This is a genomic window from Sphingopyxis sp. 550A (assembly GCF_053569535.1).
Map to the genome: position 1 here is coordinate 2,320,344 of NZ_CM131615.1, position 17,717 is coordinate 2,338,060.

Sequence of the window (17,717 nt, forward strand, 5' to 3'; positions counted from 1 at the left end):
GCGATGTCAGGACCGCTTTCCGGGCTGAAGGTGATCGAGATTGCGGGGCTGGGGCCGACCCCGTCATGCGGAATGATGCTCGGCGACATGGGCGCGGAGGTCGTTCGCGTCGATCGCGTTGCCAAGTCCGATCTCGGCATCGACATCCCGTCCCGCTTCAACCTTCGCGACCGCAACAAGCGCTCGATCGCGATCGATCTCAAGCAGCCTGACGGGATCGAGGCCCTCCTCAAGCTCGTCGAAAAGGCCGACGTGCTTATCGAGGGTTTCCGTCCCGGCGTCGCCGAACGGCTCGGCTTTTCCCCTGCCGCCTGTTTCGAACGCCGGCCTTCGCTCGTCTTCGCGCGTGCGACGGGCTGGGGCCAGGATGGCCCGCTGGCGCAAACCGCGGGCCATGACATCAACTATATCGCACTCACCGGCGCGTTGGCCATGATGGGTACGCCGGGCGAGCCTCCCGCGGTTCCGCTCAATCTCGTCGGAGACTATGCCGGCGGTGCGGCCTATCTCGCATTCGGAATCATGTGCGCCGTTTATGAGGCGCGGACGTCGGGTCAGGGCCAGGTCGTCGACGGCGCGATCGTCGACGGCGTAACCGGGTTGCTGACGATGTTCCATGCGATGCGCCAGTCGGGTGAACTCGCGCCCGAGCGCGGCGCCAACCTGCTCGACGGCGGCGCGCCATTTTATACGACCTATGCCGCCAAGGATGGCAATCATGTCGCGGTGGGCGCCCTCGAAGGACGCTTCTACGAGATCCTCGTGAAACACCTCGGGCTCGACGCTACCGCGCTGCCCGACCGCAACGATCGCGCAAACTGGCCGGCGCTGCGCGCCGCCTTTTCGCAGGTCTTCGCCTCGCGCACGCGCGATCAATGGGCAGCGCATTTCGAAACATGCCCCGACGCCTGCTTCTCGCCCATTCTCTCGCTCGAGGAGGCCGACAGCCATCCGCACAACCGCGACCGCGGCATGCTTGTCGACTTCGACGGATTGCAGCATCCGGCGCCCGCGCCTCGCCTTTCGCGCACGCCGGCATCGATCGAAAGTGCGCCGCCACTGACCGGCGCACATACATCGGCGGTACTGGCCGAGTGGGGCTTCGACGCCGCACGGATCGAGGACGGACTCGCTAGCGGGATATTCTTCGATTCCAGCCGCGGCTGAACCTGGCTTTGAGACCTGCGTGTCCTGCGAGGCTCGGTACGACCGGGGCACAAGAAAATCTAACGCGCGCTTGATTTTCTTGTGCCAAGGACTAAGCTCATCCCCATAAACGGCAGGATTGCGATTCCCTTCCGGCGTCCTTCCATCACGGCCACGACGCCGGACGCCGGGAACATGATCGAATCTCAAGCCAAAAAAAAGAAATGGGAGGGTGCCTATGTGCCCGTATGACAGGGTAGAATTTTCCACCCCCTCGCCTTCGAGCGATGCGGTTTTGCGATACACGGGCCTCGGAGGCCTTATCGACGTCGTGGGCAGGCCCGATTTCGAAGGGCAGCTCGCGCGGCAGCTATCGCAGATGTTCGATTCCGAATTTGTGCATATTTGCCACCTCCCGACGGCGCAGCCCGAGATGGTAAAGTCGCTGGCGCAGGACGGCAGCCGCCGTGCGGAGGAGCAGAGCGCGTCCTATCTTGCACGCAAGATGTGGCAATTTGACCCGACGATCAATGCCGGCAGCCGCTGGGAAGACAGCGCGCCGCTTTTTTCCCAGCTCGATATCGCCGCTCCCGAGACCAAGGAACTCAAACATTTCTACGAGGCCGCGAATATTCGCGAACGTGTCGTCGTCTACGGGAAAGGTGCCGACGGCCATCTGGGACTGAGCATTGTCCGCACCGCCGCTCGCGGGGCGTTTACGGGCGAGGAGCGCTCGCGTATCGGACTGATCGGCGAAATCGCTTTTCCGTTGCTGGCGCGTCACTATGCGCTCGTGAACGAGCGAAATATCATCTCCTCGGCGCTATCTTCGCTTCCGCTGATCGAGAACTGCATCGCACTGTCGGGTCACACCATTCCGCGCCGCGAGGCGCAGGTCGCGGCCCGCATGCTATATGGCATGACATGTGAAGGAGCGGCGCTCGATCTGTCGATCGCCTATGAGACGGCGCTCAGCTACAAGAAGCGCTTCTACCAGCGGTTCAATCTCGGCGGCTTCCGGGACCTGCTGAGCTGGTACCTCATGCAATTCTCCGGCACCTGTCATCTGCTTTGCGGCACACTCAAGCATTGAAAGTCACCGCGCGACCGGTTTGCGATCGCGCGGTGACGCCCCCTTTTTCGTACGATCCGGGAAGACACCGAATGCCCCCGTGCGCTTGTCTTACTTGGCGGGTGCGGGCGCCGGCGGCGGGAAAACGGCGCTTGCTTCGATACGCGCGTCGGCCTTGCTGATCAGCCACTTGCCGTTGACCTTCACATAATCTTCGACGACGCGCTCGAACCCCAGGCCCGACTGGCCGCCGATCTGTCCATAGCCATTGATGAACCAGAGCGCGCGCGCGCTCTCTTTACCGACATATACGAACTGCGGCATCGTGCAGATATGGATCGACTGTCCCTGGCTCAGCAGAGTCTTGGCGAGCGTCACAAAATTTTCGGCGCCCTTCGTTTCGAGCGGCGGACGAGTGGCGGTCTGACCCGGGCCGCTGTTGTCGGCGAAGTATAGTTCGAATCCGTCGGCCATCGTCGCGCGAAGGGCCTCCCAGTTGTGATTGTCGAGCGAGCGGCAGAAAGTCAGGCGGAGATTCTTCATCTCTTCCATCGCCAGAAGTCGGTCGACGCCGGTGATCTCGACGGCGGGCTTGTTCGCTGCGGTCGGTTCCGCGGCGCCGAGCGCCCCCGAAACGAGTGTCAGCGCCAGCACAGCACCGCCGCTCAATAGAATCCGGCCCAGTCTCGCCATATATTTTCTCCCAAGATTTGCCTGTCGAATGAGGCGTTACGATTTCAAAAGAGGATGCCCGGCCGCATCGCATTGGATGCAGCCGGACATCGGCTCAGTAGGTGAAAGAGATCGAAGCACCGATGACCCGCGGCGGCGCCCAGATCGCGTAGGTCCCGAGCGGGCCGCCCTGATATTGCTGCGGGCGGGCGTGGTCGGTGAGATTGGTGACGAACAATTCGCCGCGCCAGTGCTTGTCCGCGGTCGTGTAAGAAATATTCGCTCCGACTTCCGCATAGGTGTCGACGGGGAAGCCGAGGTTCGCGACATTATAATTCTTCGTCGCGGCATTCACATTGGCCGAAAGCTGGACGATGCCGGACCCCACGTCGATGTCATAGCTCGTTGCCAGATTGCCCGACCATTTGGGCGAACGCGGCATCCGCGTACCGTCGGCGGTGACGTTGATCGTTGTCCAGGTGCCGGGCAAGGCCGTGCTCGGCACGAACTTGGGGGCATTGGCGAAGCGAATGAACTTCGCGTCGAGATAAGCCCCTGCCACGCTGATCGTCCATTCGGGTGTCGGACGGAAATTCAGCTCCAGCTCGGCACCATAGGTGCGCGCCTTTTCGGCGTTGACCGAGTTGGTCTTGGACGGGTCGTTCGCGTCGACCGCGGTCACCTGGACGTTCCGGTAATCATAATAGAAGGCCGCGGCGTTGAGGCTGAATCGCGGAGCGCTGTGCTTGAACCCGACTTCATAGGCGTTGAGATTTTCCGGATCGATGATGATCGGCGCCGCGCCCGAATAGGTCCCGGTCTTGTAGCCGCGCGAATAGGAGGCGTAGACATTCGTTCCCGGATCGATCTGGTAACGGATCGCCGCGCGCGGGGTGAAGCTGTTCCAGCGCTTGTGATCGGGAATATTGGGATCGGGAATACCGGGAATATCCCTGAGCGGAACGGGCTGACCGGTCGCGCTGTTGACGATCGAGAAATCCTTGCGCTCGGTGCTGTAGCGCCCGCCCGCGGTCAGGAACAGGCCCGGCGCCACTTCGTAGGTCGTGTCGAGGAAGGCGGCGACCGTTTCCGATTTGACATGCTGGAAGTTGCCGCCGATCGAAGGCTGCCCGAAAATGATCGACAGGCCGCTGTCCGCTTCGCGGATCTTTCCCCAGTAATAATAGAGTCCGGCAACGAAATCGAGTTTGCCCACCTTGCCGTTGAGCGTCATTTCATTGGAAAAAGTCCGGTAGAACACATCGTTGCTGACGTGGAAGAAGCTGACCTGGGACAGGTCCGCGTCAGCCAGGAACCGGTTCTTGTCGGCGCGGTAGCTGGTCACGTTCTTCAGGGTCAGCGCATCGTCGATTTCCCAGTCGACGATCGCGGTGCCGGCGTCGGCGACATTGCGGTTGATCGGCTTGCCGTTCGCGGAGGTTTCCCATGGCTTGGTTGCGATGACCGGCGTGTCGAGGCCGAACAACCCGGCCAGCAGCGTGATGCCCTCGAAGCCGTCCGGATTGTTGAGGCCGAGCGCCGTGGTGTCGAACGCATAGCTGTGTTCGTACATCAGGCGGACGCTGAGCCCCTCGTTATTGGTGAGGAGGATTTCCGGGCGGACGAAAAACATCTTGGCCCGGGCATCGTCGTCGGCCCCCGTCACGATGTTCTTCGTATAGCCGTCCGACTTGCGATAGCTGACCGAGAGGCCCGCCCGGATATTGTCGGTAAGGGGGCCGGAGACATAGCCTTGCGCCCGCATGTCATTATATTCGGCATAGCCAAGCTTGAAGCGGGCGGTCAGCACATCGGACGGCTCCGACGTGGTGATGAGGATCGCCCCGCCGGTCGAGTTGCGGCCGAACAGCGTGCCCTGCGGTCCCTTGAGAACCTGCATGCCGTCGATGCTCGGAAGATCGAAATTCATGCCGCGCGTATTGGGCAGATAGACGCCGTCGACATAGACCGGCACGCTCGCATCGAGCGAGCCGCTGAGGAGCAGCGTCCCGACACCGCGCAGCGTCGGCATGAAGGTGGGCGCCTGTCCCTCGAAGCGCAGGCTCGTTACCGACTTGCCGAGATCGAAGACCGAGTTGATCTGCTTCGTCGCCATTTCCTCGGAGCTGATCGCGTCCACCGAAACCGGCACGTCGACAAGCCGCTCGGACCGGCGCTGTGCCGTGACGATGATGTCGCCCGAGCTGTCGGCATGGGCGGTCGAGCTTTCCTCGGCCGGCGCCTCCTGCGCCCAGGCCTGAGCGGGAACAAAGGCGACCATCGCGCCGCAAAGCAATGCAGAAACTTTCACAAACCCCTCCTCAATCTTATCATATTTCGGGCGCTCCGTCCCGATTTCGCTTATCATCCCGGGGCACGCGCTACGCAGACCCCTCTTCCAACTTGACTGCATCGTGGCGCGGTTTCGCCGCGCCGGATGCCCCCATCGCTGGGGACAGCCGACGGCAGCGGCGTAAAAGCTCCAAAAAGCTCGCCTAACGCACTGGGGACAAAGAGCCTGTCCCCAGCGATGGGGGCTTCTCCCGACCGGCCCTGCTGGTAGCCGACGCCGATGGAATTTGCGCCCGAGCGACGGGCGACGGGAGAGAAATATGGCTGGGATTGAAGGACGGTCGATCATTGTAACTGGCGGGGCCAGCGGCATCGGCGAGGCCGCGGTGCGATTGCTCGCGGAAAATGGCGCGCAGGTTACCGCGGCGGACCTCAGCACCGAAAAAGGGGAAAGCCTCGCATCAGAATTGCGCGCGAAGGGACAGGCCGTTCAGTTCATCCGGACCGATATTGCCCAGGAAGCCGACGTGCGCGCGATGGTCGATTTCGCAACCGACAGCTATGGCCGGCTCGACGGTGCCTTCAACAACGCGGGGATCGCCAATGCGCCGGGCCTGCTCGGCGACTTGCCGTTCGAAGAATTTCAGCGCGTCTTCGGTATCAATGTTTTCGGCACCTTCCTGTGCATGAAATATGAGATCCAGGCGATGCTGCGCACGGGCGGCGGATCGATCGTCAATACCTCATCGGTGAGCGCGCTCATTTACGATACGCAGCTGGCGGCCTATTCGGCGTCGAAGCATGCGATCACCGGCCTGACGCGCGCCGCCGCCGCCGAATATGGCGAGAAGGGAATCCGCGTGAATGCGATCGCACCGTCGGCGACCCGCACCCCCCTCTATCTCGAATATGTCGAGGCGAACCCCGATTATATCGCGAAGCTCGAAGGCGCGCATGCCCTGCGCCGCGCTTGCGAACCGATCGAACAGGCCCGCGCCGCCATGTGGCTGCTGTCCGACGACCCGTCTTTCGTTACGGGCATCACGATGCCGGTCGATGGCGGGTACACGCTCTACTGAATCAACGGCAGCACGATCCGGGCGAAACGATCCGACTGCGCCCACCGGGGAGGATAATGACATGATGAAGCTTGCGAAATTACTCCTGACGACGACAGCCGGACTGGCCTCGGCGATCGCGGCTCCCGTGTTGGCGCAGGATGCGCCGGAGACCGGCGACGAAGCTTCGCAGGCGAACGAGATTATCGTCACCGCGAACAAGCGCGAGCAGCGTCTTTCCGACGTCGGCGCGACGATCTCCGTCCTGAGCGGTGACGCACTTGCCGAGCGCCAGATCAGCAGCATCGAGGACATTGCCCAGTCGGTCCCGGGCATGTCCTTTGCCAATTCGGAAAATGGTACCCCGATCCTGACGCTGCGCGGCGTCGGCTTCATCGAATCCTCGCTCGCCGCCTATCCGACCGTCTCGACCTATGTCGACGAGGCGCCGCTGCCCTTCGGTGCGCTTGCGGTGCACTCGGCCTATGATCTCGATCGCGTCGAAGTCCTCAAGGGGCCGCAGGGAACGCTGTTCGGCCAGAACTCGACGGGCGGGGCGATCAACTTCATCGCCGCCAAGCCGACGCGCAATTTCGCGGCCGGCGCGAGCATTTCCTATGGCCGCTTCAACGAGATCAACGGCGAAGCCTTCGTCAGCGGGCCGCTCAGCGACACGCTGCGGGCACGCGCGGTCGGGCGTATCGAGAGCATGGACGGCTGGCAGGTCAGCAATTCGCGCCCCGACGACCGCAACGGCAAGGTTCGCAATTATATGGGGCGCCTGCTCGTCGACTGGGAGCCGGCGCCAACCGCGCGCTTCAGCCTCAACATCAACGGCTGGAAGGACAAGAGCGAGCCGGTGGCGCCGCAATATATCGGCTATACGCAGCAGAACCCGATCGGCAATCCGGTTGTCCCGACCGTGGCCTTCTCGCCCGAAAGGCCGCGCGCGGCCGATTGGGGCGGCCCGACCTCGGTCTTTACCCCGTTTGGCGACAGCAGCTTCTGGCAGGCGTCGCTGCGCGGCGATATCGATCTCAGCGACAGCGTCACGCTGACCTCGCTCACCTCCTATCTCGAGCTCGATCAGCGCCAGTCGGCTGATCGCGACGGTTTGCCCTATGAGGTCAACGACATTTTGAGCGATGGCTCGATCAAGAGCTTCTTCCAGGAACTGCGCCTCAGCAATGGCGATAGCGGACCGTTCCGCTGGGTCGTCGGCGCCAACTACGGCAAGAGCAAGGTCGATCAGTCGGTCAATTTCCGCTTCGACTATACGTCGGTCAACGAGACGGTGCTCCAGGTGTTCGGTTATGACCTCAGCGAGGCGACCTATACCAACTTCCAGGATCTCAAAAATTATGCCGTGTTCGCCAATGGCGAATATGACATCGCCGATGCGCTGACGCTCAAGGCGGGCATCCGCTATACCAAGTCGAAGGCGGCCGCGGCGATCTGCAATAGCGACTATAGCGGCGATCCGCTCGGTACGGGCGCGTTCATTTACGACTTTTCCAATGGCGGCGCATTCGGGCCGTTCACGCCCGGCAAATGCTTTGCTGGCAACGATCTCGGCGTCACGGTCAACGGCGTCGCACCCGGCGCACCGGGCGAGTTCCGGGGGACGCTCAACGAGGACAATGTCTCGTGGCGGGTGGGGCTCGATTATAAGGTAGCGCCGCGGACCCTGCTCTATGCGAACGTCTCGCGCGGCTACAAGGCAGGCAATTTCCCTGCGGTTTCGGCGACGACCTTCATCCAGGCCCGCGCGGTCAAGCAAGAGTCGGTGACCGCCTATGAAGCCGGTCTCAAATCGTCAGTGCTCGACGGCGCGCTCCAGATCGACGCCGCAGGCTTCTACTATGATTATCGCGACAAGCAGATCCGCTCGAAGGTACAGTCCTTCTTCGGAATCCAGGACGCTCTGGTCAACGTCCCCAAGTCGGTGATCAAGGGCTTCGAGCTCGAACTCTCCGCCCGCCCCACCACCGGCATGACGACTTCGCTCGGTTTCACCTTCGTCGATGCGACGATCAAGAAATTCGTCGGCATCAGCGGCGGCGGACTGCCTGCCGATTTCTCGGGCACGCGCATTCCCTTCGCGCCCAAATACCAGCTTTCGGCCAACTTCGATTATGAGTTCCCGGTCGCGGGTTCGGTCAATGGCTTCTTCGGCGCTGGCGCCAACCTGCGGTCCGATACGATTTCGGTCGTCGGCGGGGACACCAATGCGCCGAACGCGATCCCGGCGAACAAGAAGCTCCAGGGGATCGACGATTATGTTCTCGTCGACGCGCGGGTGGGCGTGGCCAGCGCCGACGGACGGTGGCGCCTCTCGCTCTACGGCAAGAATATCTTCAACCAATATTATTGGAACAACGCCATAACATCATCGGATGCGATCGCCCGCTTTGCCGGGATGCCCGCAACCTATGGCGTCAATCTCTCCCTCAAGCTCTGAAGTTGGCCGTACCCATTGCTGCGCTGGCGGGCCGGTCCCGCCAGCGTGACAATCTCTCTCGCCCGGGATAAAAGGGCCGCATCTGCCGCGAAATTGCGCGAGAGGATGATGATGGCCCGGGAAATTGGCGCGAATGGTCTGGGTCTGCCGGTGGTCGAGCTCGGCGGTCCCGGTTCGAGTCCCTATGCAAGGATGTTCGACGCGATCGGACGCGGCAATCTCGAACAGGAGATGCTGCTGTTTCTCCACGAACTATGTGGAGCGGACTCGGTTCATTTCTTTCGTTTGCACGGCGGTCCGCCCGACATCAGGAGCGGCGCAAGCATTTCCGGGCAAGGCATCGCGGATACGCAGGCACGGACATATCTGGCCGGCGGATATTGGCGCGGAGACCGGGAAATGCAGAGCGTGGGCATGGGCCGCCCCGCACCCGCACTGTACCAAATGGACACCCGCGAGGCTCCGACAAGCGAATTGCGCGACTTCTACAGAAAACAGCGCCTCGTCGAGCGATTGATGGCCTGCGGCCGAACGGCAGCGGGCATCGTCGGGTTCAGCGTGATGCGTTCGGCTCCGAGGGACTTGATCGCAAGCTCCAACCTCGATCGCATCGGCGACGCTTTCTCGCGTATTTTCCCGATTTTCGCCAAGCATATGGAGGTTTGCGATCGCGGCAGTCGCCTCGCGGACTCGCTGACCGATCTCGCGTCGATCGAGCAGCGGCTCCTCGCCTTGTCGATCCCGCCGCGGGAAAGGCAGGTCGCCGCCCGTCTGCTCTACGGCCTGACGGCAAGCTGCGTTGCAGCGGATCTCGGAATCGGAACCGAGACCGTGAATACGCATCGCAAGCGCCTTTACGAACGGCTTGGGATCAGCAGTCATCACCAACTGACGATCTGGTTTCTCCGAAATGGCGTCCAGGCGCCCGGATCGCCCCCCGTTCCGTCGCAGGCCTGAAGCCGCTCGTGCCGAAGCCTTGTCCCCAAGGAGGGGGATTGCCGGCTTGCTGACCGCTTCCTAGCCTCTTCATCTCAAAGAAGCCCAGACGGCAATGCAGCCGATCGGGACCGAAGATGGGAAGAGAAGCCATGGGCAGACTGCCGGCCGGGTTCGAAGAACTCGAGACATTCGTCGATTACTGGGATGTGCCGACCTCGAACGCGCGCTGGAACCGGCGCGCGGGCGCCGACTATGAAGAGATCCTGCGCTTTTACACCGCGATGACAGCGCGGATGGAAGAGGCGACGGTCCATGTCGAGCAATATCCGCTTAACGATATGCCCGAGGACGCCGCGTGCCTGTTCAGGCTCCTGCTCGCCTTGATGCAGGCCTCGATGGCCGTCGAACTGCACAAGGCGGCGAGAGTGCCGCACTCTCCCTTCCCACATGCCCTCGAGATCAGCACCGGCCTGCGGCCGTACGGCTGAAGGCAAGATCGGCGGAGACCCAATCGATGAACGAGATGAGCAAACTCTATCCCAAGCTTGCCGACCTGGTCGGCGTCGCGACCGGGCCCATGGCGGCGAGCCTTTATACGGACCCCGAGCATTTCGAGAAGGAGCGCGAGCGGATCTTCCGAAGGGCGTGGCTCATGGTGGGCCGCGAGGAACGTATCGCCGAGCCCGGCCAGTTCTTCGTGAAGGAGGTCGCGATCCTGGGCGCCTCGATCATCATTACCCGCGCAAAGGACGGTGCCGTCCGCGCGTTTCACAATGTCTGCTCGCATCGCGGCAACCAGGTCGTCCTCGAGAGCGAAGGCAAGCAAAGCCGCTTCACCTGCCGCTATCACAGCTGGACATACAAGAATACGGGCGAGCTGATCGGTGTGCCCGACGAGAGCGGCTTCTTCGATTTCGACAAGAAAAAATGCGGCCTCACTCCCGTAGCCTGCGAAACCTGGGACGGGTGGATTTTCGTCAACCTGCAGCCGAAGCCCGAAGTGAGCCTCACCGAGTTCCTCGGCGAGTTCGGCAAGGAGTTCGCCGATATTCCGTACCCGCACGCCGACAATTGCATGATCATGCGCGGCGAGATCAACGCGAACTGGAAATGCCTCGCCGATAATTTCAGCGAATTCTATCATCTTTTCTCGATCCACCCGAAGACATTGGCGCCCGTCTATGCGGGGAAGGATAACCCCTGCAGCCGACCGATCGACGCGGGGTCATTCGGTCCCCATCGCTCGGTCTCCGGATGGCTCAACACGAGCTACGAGCCGCCGAAGGACTGGATCGTCGTCCGCTGGCTCTATCCGGCGAACGCCACGGTAACGGGAACACAGCAGGAAGGCGCCGCGAACCCCCTCGCCGACCACCCGCGCGTGAATCCGTCGAAGCGCAAGGATTGGTCGAGCGACGTCAACTGGATATTCCCCAACTGGCATATCCAAGTGTCGGCAAGCCGCTTCTGGACCCATGAATTCTGGCCGCGCAGCATCAACAGGTCGAGCTGGGAGATGCGCTGGTATCAACCCGAGGCGACGACCGTGCGCGAGCGTCTCCAGCTGGAGCATTTCACCGCGACGATCGCCGATGCGTTCCTTGAGGACCTCGCCAACATCGAAAGCACCCAGCGCGGAATGGAATCGGGAGCCAAATCGCTGGTGTATCTGCACGAGGGAGAAGTGCTCGTCCGGCATTCTCTCGAGCAGGTCGACAAATGGACCCGCGCAACGAGCGTCGCCGACGCACTCGGTTGAGCGACAGGTCCGGCCGGCGAACCGTCCCTTCGGCCAATCCAGGCCTCGCGCCGTTTGCCAATCGGGCGCGGGGTGGGAGAGTTTGATTGTCCGAACATAGCGAAACGGAGCAGAGGCTCGACAATCCGCTCTCGTGGTACGTCCTGGCACTGCTCACGGCGTCCTACGCGCTCGCCTATATCGACCGGCAACTGCTCAACCTGGTTGTCGATCCGGTCAAGCGCTCGCTGCTCCTGACCGATACCGAGCTAAGCTGTCAAACGGCCCTTTAATTGCGGGTATCTGTCAAGCCTGCATATTGATCCGAACCGGGGTCATGGTCCTTTTCGAGGTCATGCCTCATGATGATGTCCGGGTCGGATGCCTCAACGTGCGCAACGCGGTCCTGGAAGTCCGCAGCCGTTTGAACGAGGTCACCGCAACCACCGTCCCGGTGGATCATCACAGGTCTGGCGTCAGGCCTGCAATCTCAGGGTGGGTATGACGGTCAGGCAGGCTGCTTCCCCCACTCGAACTCGGTTCCATCCACCCAGATACAATGAAGGATGATGGCGAGCTTTCGGGCGACCGCGACCTGCGCCTTCTTCATGCCACTTCGCTTCGCAAGCCGCAGCCCCCACGCCTTGAGCGAGCACCACCGCTTGGTTCGATGGAGCAGCACGCTGGCCGCCTCGAACAGATAGGCGCGTAACAACCGGTCGCCCCAGCGCGAGATTTTTCCCGTGACGTCCATTTCACCCGATTGCTTTCGGCGGGGCGTAAGTCCGAGATAAGCGCCAACCTTTGCCGCATTCTGGAAACGGGTTGGATCGTCGATCGTGTGACGATATGTCAGGGCCGTGACGACGCCAATGCCCGGCACGGTCATGAGCCGCCGCGTCGTTTCATCCTCTCGCGCAAGGTCGCGGATTGTTCGGTCGATCTTTTCCAGTTCGCTACAAGTCTGTTGGTGCACGGATAGCAGCGGCCGAAGAATGGGGCCGAGAGCATGGCCATCGGCGATGAGGTCGTTGACCCGCCGTTGGAATTGCCCGCCGGCAGCGCGTGGAAAGAGCAGACCGCATTCCTTCAGCATAGACCGCATCTGGTTTTCGAGGTCGCGCCGGACCCGTACCAATCGGGATCGACACACGAGGATGGATCGCGCGGTCTGGCTTTCTTCACTCTTGACGGCAACCTCCCGATACCAGCCGACCCGGACGAGTTCCGCCAAACCGCGAGCATCATTCTCGTCGCTCTTGTTCATGCGAACGGACAGGGCCGCATGGGCGTGACGCGCATCGATGCAGACCACGGGCAAACCGGTGCGCTTGAGTTCATGCCAGAGCCAACTCGACATGGCGCCCGTCTCGAGGCCGACGCGTTCGGCATTGGGAGCTTTCTTGGCGATGACCGCCGCCAGCACGCCCGGATCGGATTTCACCCGGCCCTGGTGTATGGGCCGTCCTGCCTCATCGACGATGCAAATCGACGTTTCCTTTTGCGATACGTCCAGTCCGACATAGTGCTTCATGGCGATGCTCCTCCGTTACGATGATTTCTCGCATCCTGCAGCTGTCGCGCCCAAATGAGAACAACGGCAGCAATTACGTCATCGTGTTCAAAAGGGACCCCCGATTGGAGTGGGCCCCTTGGGCCGGACAGGGAAGCATAGTTGGATTGACCGGTTGGCCGGGCTTTTGGAGAAGAGCCCATGGCAAGACACCGATCCCATAGCGTTGAGTTCAAGCGTCAGGTCGCACAGGAGTTTCTGAACGGCGAGACGCTTCACGGCCTTGCCAAGCGGCATGATATTTCCCGGCAGTTGATCCGCATCTGGGTGGCGAAGTATGAGGCCGGTGCCCTTGATGACGATGCGCGGGCGGCGGATCTGATCCAGGAATATGAGGCGCGGATTGCCGCACTCGAACGCCTTGTCGGCAAACAGGCGCTGGAGCTGGAGTTTTTAAAGGGGGCTCTGCGCGACGCACCGCGGCCGAGAAGCGCCAATACATCCGTGATCACCGGCCCGGCGGGATGTCGATCGCACGAGGATGTCGGCTGATGGGCATCGCACGATCGACATTCTATCATGAGCCGACCCAACCGATCGGCGATGCCGAACTGGTAGCTGCTATCACCGTGATCTGCGATGAGTTCGAAGCTTATGGCTGGCGCCGCGTGCAGGCCGCGCTCCGCCATCAGGGCGTGATCGCGAACCACAAGCGGATCAAGCGATTGATGCGCGCGCATGACCTGCAGCCGCGCCGTCGCAGGCGTTATACCGCAACCACCGACAGCGATCATGACCTGCCAGTCTTTCCGGATCGCTCGAAGGATATGATTCTTGATGGTCCCGATCAACTCTGGGTGGCGGACCTGACCTATGTCGCCATCATTGGCGGCTTTGCCTATGTCGCGATCGTCCTCGATGCCTGGTCACGCCGCGTCGTCGGCTATGCGATCGGAAGATCGATCGATGCGCGGCTCGCAGTGGCGGCGCTGAAGGTGGCGATCGAACGACGGCGCCCGCGATCAGGATGCGTGCATCATTCTGACCGCGGCAGCCAATACGCATCCCGGATTTATCGAGCGATGCTCGCCGATCATGCCATGGTCGGCTCGATGAGCCGGCGGGGCAACCCGTACGATAACGCCAAAGCGGAAAGCTTCATGAAGACACTCAAGGTCGAGGCGGTCTATCCCATGGCATTCGAAACCTTCGACGATGTCGCCGACCAGCTTCCTAGGTTCATCGACGACATCTACAACCAACGCAGATTGCATTCCGCGCTCGGCTATGTCAGCCCCGCGCAGTTCGAGCAGCAAAACTCCCGGCTCATGGTCAAATCAGCTGCGTGACCCTGTCCGGCCCAAGGGGCCCACTCCAGATCGGCGTCGAAGAGGGACCCCCTTTTCGGATAATATGATGCTGGTTTGTTGAAGATGGCCTTGCGCTGCGTGCGGCGGAGGGCGGGCGTAGCCCGACCGGAGGCGCGCGCAGCGCAAGATAGATTTTTGAAGGCGCCGAAGGTGGCTGTCAGCTGCGGTTTTTGAAGCGCCAGCTGTCGTTGCCCGTCTCGACGATATCGCAGTGGTGGGTGACGCGGTCGAGCAGCGCCGTGGTCATCTTGGGATCGCCGAACACGGTCGGCCATTCGCCGAAGGCGAGGTTCGTGGTGATGATGACGCTGGTCCGCTCATAAAGCTTGCTGATGAGGTGGAACAGCAACTGCCCTCCCGAGCGGGCGAACGGCAGATAACCGAGCTCGTCGAGCACGATCAGGTCGAGCCGCGACAGCTGCGCCGCCAGGGTCCCGCCTTTGCCGATCCGGGTCTCCTCTTCGAGGCGTGTCACCACCCAGGTCGCGCATCAGCCGCTCGATGGTGCATCGCGCGACGGCGAAGCCCTCGCGGTTCATCTGTCGCCAGACCTTGCGCACCCCGTAAACGCCGAAGTTCTCCGCAAAAACGCGGACCACCTCGGGCTTCAGATCCCGATCGCGCCGGGCACGATCTGATAGCCTTTCAGGATCTCGTCGCTGAGCGACCCGCTCGTGGTAAGTGGATGGGGCGATCGGCAGAACCCGGCAGATCGGCTCGACCCCATAAACCTCACGATGCTCATCAATGAAGGCAGTCATCGCCTGAACGGGCGGTCGAGCTCCGCCTGGGCAAAATATGCCGACGCCTTGCGCAGGATCTCGTTGGCCTGGCGCAACTCGCGGTTCTCGCGTTCAAGGGACTTGAGGCGATCAGCCATCTCGGTCGGCACACCGGCGCGCTTGCCGCTGTCGACCTCGACTTTCTTCACCCATTCATGAAGCGTCTGCGGAACGCAGCCGATCTTCGCTGCGATCGACACGATGGCTGCCCACCGTGATGGATGATCGCCTTCGTGATCTAGGACCATCCGGACCGCACGTGCGCGAACCTCAGGTGCAAATTTGTTCGTTGTCTTACTCATCACAGGCCCTTCCTCTCAGGAGTTAGGGCCTCCGGCAATCCCGGGGCGGTTCATGACGACGTTCCCGATCAAGCTGACGATGAAGCGGTGCAGGCATTTCGTCAGGGACTCATCCAGACGCTATCGGATTTTGATCAGGACGAATTACGCCCCGCAGAACAGCGATCGCGCAGAATCCGGTCTCTCGCGGATGGCAAGGGCGTTGCTTCGCTTGCGACAATCGTCATGCAGCAGCTCGGTGATGACCAATCGCGGGAATTCGATCGACAGCCCGATCGGCTTTGTAGGAGCATATGGGTCTACCTAAACGCGCGCGAAACATTCGAGGATGCCGAGAGCTTTCATTTTGCCCGGCAGTTCCGCGACCATGGCAAACTCTATGACTGGACTGCCCGCGATGACTGGTCCGGTTGCATAGTTAGTTGAAGATCGCCTCCGATGCCAGCCTGGGCGGGAGGCGGAGCGCAGCGGAGCCGAGCGGCCAGGCTGGCATCTTGATCGTTTCCGGAGTCGGTGGTTGGTATCCGAGGCTGCTGTGCGGCCGGAGGCGATTGTAATGATCGCGCCACCATCCGGTGACGCACCGGACCTCCTCCAGGCTGTAGAAGATTTCACCATTGAGCAGTTCGTCGCGAAGACGGGCATTGAAGCTCTCGATATAGCCATTCTCCCATGGGCTGCCGGGCTCGATATAGAGGGTAGTGACGCCGAGCCGCCCGAGCCATTCACGCACCGCATGGGCAACGAACTCGGGGCCGTTGTCGGACCTAATATGCTCGGGTGGGCCATGTTCGATGAACAGATCGGCGAGGACCTCGATGACGTCGTTCGACCGGAACCGCCGCAGCGGCACCATCGCCAGGCATTCCCGGCTATGCTCGTCGATGATGTTGAGCATCCGGAACTTCCGGCCGTTGTGCGTCTGATCCTCGACAAAGTCGTAGGGCCACACATGCCCGCGGTGCAGCGGGCGCAACCGGATGCACGACCCGTCGCCAAGCCAGAGCCGGCGGCGCTTCGGTTGTCTCTTCGGCACCTTTAAACCCTCCCGCCGCCAGATGCGCTCGACCACCGACAGGCTGACCTGCCAGCCGGCATGCCCGAGCAGCGCATGGATACGGCGATAGCCGTAACGGCCATAATCCTTCGCCAGCGCGATGATGTTGGCCGTCAGGCGTCGCTCGTCGGCATCATCTCTCGGAGGATGTCGCTGTGTCGAGCGGTGCTGGCCGAGCACGCGGCAGGTCCGTCGCTCCGATACCGGCAACGCACGACGAACCTGCTCAATAGCCTCGCGGCGACGGGAGGGGCTCAAAAAGTCAGCTTCGACGCCTCTTGCAGGATCGCCTTGTCCAGCGCGAGGTCAGCAACAAGCCGCTTCAACCGCGCATTCTCCCGCTCCAAATCCTTCATCCGCCGCGCCTGATCAACCTTCAGGCCGCCATATTCCTTGCGCCACCGATACAGCGTCTGCTCGGATATACCGATCTGGCGGCAAGCCTCGACCGCCGTCGATCCCCGCCCCACAAGCACATCCGCCTCACGCAGCTTCGCGATAATCTGTTCCGGCGTAAAACGTTGACGTCCCATAACTTTCTCCAATTCTTTCGCCACAATCGGCTCTCTCTCTAGAATTGGACCAGTTTTTCCAAGGCAGACCAGGACCGTCGGCACTGGCCTTGAGGGCTGGCCGATCGGCTGATCTCCCCCGGGGGGAGGTCGAAACTCTGGGGCCTGCGGGACGGAAACCGCGCTTGGCCCAAACTTTTTACGCTCGCGAGTTAGCGACCGGGGGTGGCGACCAAGAAAGTGACGGAAAACCCGTCTATTTGACTGGATAGGGCCCGCAAACAGAGCGTTAGTCGTCTCCGCCAACCACGGAGACCCACGATGACCAATTCGACCCTGCCGACCCGCAACGAAGGGTGGGGGTTCTACGGCTCCACCGCCGGGTTCACGGATGCGGACGCGGCTTGGTCGATCGCCTTTCCGGCGGTTGCCAAGGCGACCGGCGCAACCGCCGAAGGGATACGGGACTTTCTCGACAGCCGCCACGGCCGCCACTTCGCGGACGACGTGCACAACGGGATCCACGCCGGCCTCGGTCTCGAAGCGGCGATCGACGCCGCCATCACCCGCTGGATCGGCTGGACCATCAGCCGCACCACATCGCGCGAAACCGGCATCCCCAAGGGCCTGCCCTACCTGACCGGCTTCGTGACCCACTTCGCAATCGAGGCCGAACAGGCCGACTGACCGCGTCGGCTAACTGACGATCGTGATTGCCGACTGGGGGCGGGCAGCTCTTTATGGGGCCCTCGGCGTCCCATGCTTCAAGGGGCATTGCGCTGTGAAGGGTCCCGGCTAAACGC

Annotated in this window: 16 protein-coding genes, 2 pseudogenes and 1 other annotated feature; of the genes and pseudogenes, 12 read left to right on the plus strand and 6 right to left on the minus strand. The window is 61.9% G+C overall.

Going from position 1 to position 17,717, the window contains the following annotated elements; all coding sequences use genetic code 11:
- Window positions 1-3: 3 nt before the first annotated feature.
- Window positions 4-1,167, plus strand: a complete 1,164-nt coding sequence (locus ACVENA_RS11210) for a CaiB/BaiF CoA transferase family protein (RefSeq protein WP_449328863.1) — start codon at window positions 4-6, stop codon at window positions 1,165-1,167.
- A 358-nt stretch (window positions 1,168-1,525) separates the two neighbouring features.
- Window positions 1,526-2,239 (plus strand): helix-turn-helix transcriptional regulator, encoded by a 714-nt coding sequence (locus ACVENA_RS11215; RefSeq protein ID WP_449328864.1) that lies wholly within the window; start codon window positions 1,526-1,528, stop codon window positions 2,237-2,239.
- A 90-nt stretch (window positions 2,240-2,329) separates the two neighbouring features.
- Here ACVENA_RS11215 and ACVENA_RS11220 read toward each other — a convergent pair whose 3' ends face one another.
- Both ACVENA_RS11220 and ACVENA_RS11225 read right to left on the minus strand, forming a co-directional pair.
- Entirely contained in the window at window positions 2,330-2,911 is a 582-nt protein-coding gene (locus ACVENA_RS11220) for a nuclear transport factor 2 family protein (RefSeq protein ID WP_449328865.1), read from the minus strand.
- A gap of 94 nt (window positions 2,912-3,005) precedes the next feature.
- The gene (locus ACVENA_RS11225; RefSeq protein ID WP_449328866.1) at window positions 3,006-5,201 is read right to left on the minus strand and encodes a TonB-dependent receptor; all 2,196 of its coding nucleotides are present in this window, start codon (window positions 5,199-5,201) and stop codon (window positions 3,006-3,008) included.
- A gap of 301 nt (window positions 5,202-5,502) precedes the next feature.
- Here ACVENA_RS11225 and ACVENA_RS11230 point away from each other — a divergent pair, with 301 nt between their 5' ends.
- From ACVENA_RS11230 to ACVENA_RS11255, 6 genes are all read left to right on the plus strand, one after another.
- Window positions 5,503-6,261 carry an SDR family NAD(P)-dependent oxidoreductase gene (locus ACVENA_RS11230; protein ID WP_449328867.1) on the plus strand — a complete coding sequence of 253 codons (759 nt, stop codon included), beginning with the start codon at window positions 5,503-5,505 and terminating at the stop codon, window positions 6,259-6,261.
- A 61-nt stretch (window positions 6,262-6,322) separates the two neighbouring features.
- Window positions 6,323-8,701 (plus strand): TonB-dependent receptor, encoded by a 2,379-nt coding sequence (locus ACVENA_RS11235; RefSeq protein ID WP_449328868.1) that lies wholly within the window; start codon window positions 6,323-6,325, stop codon window positions 8,699-8,701.
- Window positions 8,702-8,716: 15 nt separating this feature from the next.
- Window positions 8,717-9,658 (plus strand): helix-turn-helix transcriptional regulator, encoded by a 942-nt coding sequence (locus tag ACVENA_RS11240; protein ID WP_449328869.1) that lies wholly within the window; start codon window positions 8,717-8,719, stop codon window positions 9,656-9,658.
- A gap of 131 nt (window positions 9,659-9,789) precedes the next feature.
- Window positions 9,790-10,128 carry a hypothetical protein gene (locus ACVENA_RS11245; RefSeq protein ID WP_449328870.1) on the plus strand — a complete coding sequence of 113 codons (339 nt, stop codon included), beginning with the start codon at window positions 9,790-9,792 and terminating at the stop codon, window positions 10,126-10,128.
- Between the two features lie 26 nt (window positions 10,129-10,154).
- On the plus strand, window positions 10,155-11,399 hold the full coding sequence (locus tag ACVENA_RS11250; protein ID WP_449328871.1) for an aromatic ring-hydroxylating oxygenase subunit alpha: 1,245 nt from the start codon (window positions 10,155-10,157) through the stop codon (window positions 11,397-11,399).
- Between the two features lie 86 nt (window positions 11,400-11,485).
- A complete protein-coding gene (locus ACVENA_RS11255; RefSeq protein ID WP_449328872.1) occupies window positions 11,486-11,671 on the plus strand; it encodes a hypothetical protein in 186 nt (61 codons plus the stop codon).
- A gap of 215 nt (window positions 11,672-11,886) precedes the next feature.
- Here the strand turns inward: ACVENA_RS11255 and ACVENA_RS11260 are convergent, their stop codons facing one another.
- Window positions 11,887-12,912, minus strand: coding sequence for an IS110 family transposase (locus ACVENA_RS11260; RefSeq protein WP_449325887.1), 1,026 nt, complete (start codon window positions 12,910-12,912; stop codon window positions 11,887-11,889).
- A gap of 180 nt (window positions 12,913-13,092) precedes the next feature.
- Between ACVENA_RS11260 and ACVENA_RS11265 the strand changes: the two genes are divergently transcribed.
- Window positions 13,093-13,443, plus strand: a complete 351-nt coding sequence (locus ACVENA_RS11265; RefSeq protein WP_003051010.1) for a transposase — start codon at window positions 13,093-13,095, stop codon at window positions 13,441-13,443.
- The gene (locus ACVENA_RS11270; RefSeq protein ID WP_216313989.1) at window positions 13,416-14,240 is read left to right on the plus strand and encodes an IS3 family transposase; all 825 of its coding nucleotides are present in this window, start codon (window positions 13,416-13,418) and stop codon (window positions 14,238-14,240) included. Before ACVENA_RS11265 ends, ACVENA_RS11270 begins: the two co-directional genes overlap by 28 nt.
- 178 nt (window positions 14,241-14,418) lie before the next feature.
- Here the strand turns inward: ACVENA_RS11270 and ACVENA_RS11275 are convergent.
- Together ACVENA_RS11275 and ACVENA_RS11280 are read right to left on the minus strand one after the other, a co-directional pair.
- Window positions 14,419-14,739 (minus strand): annotated as a pseudogene (locus ACVENA_RS11275) (ATP-binding protein); the annotation flags it as partial.
- Window positions 14,711-15,345, minus strand: a pseudogene (locus ACVENA_RS11280) (IS3 family transposase); the annotation flags it as partial. The pseudogenes ACVENA_RS11275 and ACVENA_RS11280, both read right to left, overlap by 29 nt.
- Window positions 14,948-15,064, minus strand: a sequence feature (AL1L pseudoknot). Its footprint overlaps the pseudogene before it by 117 nt.
- A gap of 87 nt (window positions 15,346-15,432) precedes the next feature.
- Here ACVENA_RS11280 and ACVENA_RS11285 point away from each other — a divergent pair.
- The gene (locus ACVENA_RS11285) at window positions 15,433-15,771 is read left to right on the plus strand and encodes a hypothetical protein (protein ID WP_449328873.1); all 339 of its coding nucleotides are present in this window, start codon (window positions 15,433-15,435) and stop codon (window positions 15,769-15,771) included.
- On the opposite strand, the gene ACVENA_RS11290 is transcribed toward ACVENA_RS11285, so the two are convergent.
- Window positions 15,764-16,935, minus strand: a protein-coding gene (locus ACVENA_RS11290) for an IS3 family transposase (protein WP_449328931.1) whose coding sequence is annotated in 2 segments (ribosomal slippage) — window positions 15,764-16,668 and window positions 16,668-16,935 — 1,173 coding nt in all. Because the reading frame shifts where the segments join, the coding sequence is not laid out codon by codon here. The two genes, ACVENA_RS11285 and ACVENA_RS11290, sit on opposite strands and share 8 nt — an antisense overlap.
- A gap of 300 nt (window positions 16,936-17,235) precedes the next feature.
- Between ACVENA_RS11290 and ACVENA_RS11295 the strand changes: the two genes are divergently transcribed.
- Entirely contained in the window at window positions 17,236-17,601 is a 366-nt protein-coding gene (locus ACVENA_RS11295) for a hypothetical protein (protein ID WP_449325471.1), read from the plus strand.
- The last annotated feature ends 116 nt before the right edge of the window (window positions 17,602-17,717 follow it).

Excerpts from the sequence above, each read along its gene's own strand:
- ACVENA_RS11210 (WP_449328863.1), top strand. The coding sequence starts at position 4 with ATGTCAGGACCGCTTTCCGGGCTGAAGGTGATCGAGATTGCGGGGCTG.
- ACVENA_RS11215 (WP_449328864.1), top strand. The coding sequence starts at position 1,526 with ATGTTCGATTCCGAATTTGTGCATATTTGCCACCTCCCGACGGCGCAG.
- ACVENA_RS11220 (WP_449328865.1), bottom strand. The coding sequence starts at position 2,911 with ATGGCGAGACTGGGCCGGATTCTATTGAGCGGCGGTGCTGTGCTGGCG.
- ACVENA_RS11230 (WP_449328867.1), top strand. The coding sequence starts at position 5,503 with ATGGCTGGGATTGAAGGACGGTCGATCATTGTAACTGGCGGGGCCAGC.
- ACVENA_RS11235 (WP_449328868.1), top strand. The coding sequence starts at position 6,323 with ATGATGAAGCTTGCGAAATTACTCCTGACGACGACAGCCGGACTGGCC.
- ACVENA_RS11245 (WP_449328870.1), top strand. The coding sequence starts at position 9,790 with ATGGGCAGACTGCCGGCCGGGTTCGAAGAACTCGAGACATTCGTCGAT.
- ACVENA_RS11250 (WP_449328871.1), top strand. The coding sequence starts at position 10,155 with ATGAACGAGATGAGCAAACTCTATCCCAAGCTTGCCGACCTGGTCGGC.
- ACVENA_RS11260 (WP_449325887.1), bottom strand. The coding sequence starts at position 12,912 with ATGAAGCACTATGTCGGACTGGACGTATCGCAAAAGGAAACGTCGATT.
- ACVENA_RS11265 (WP_003051010.1), top strand. The coding sequence starts at position 13,093 with ATGGCAAGACACCGATCCCATAGCGTTGAGTTCAAGCGTCAGGTCGCA.
- ACVENA_RS11270 (WP_216313989.1), top strand. The coding sequence starts at position 13,416 with ATGTCGATCGCACGAGGATGTCGGCTGATGGGCATCGCACGATCGACA.
- ACVENA_RS11295 (WP_449325471.1), top strand. The coding sequence starts at position 17,236 with ATGACCAATTCGACCCTGCCGACCCGCAACGAAGGGTGGGGGTTCTAC.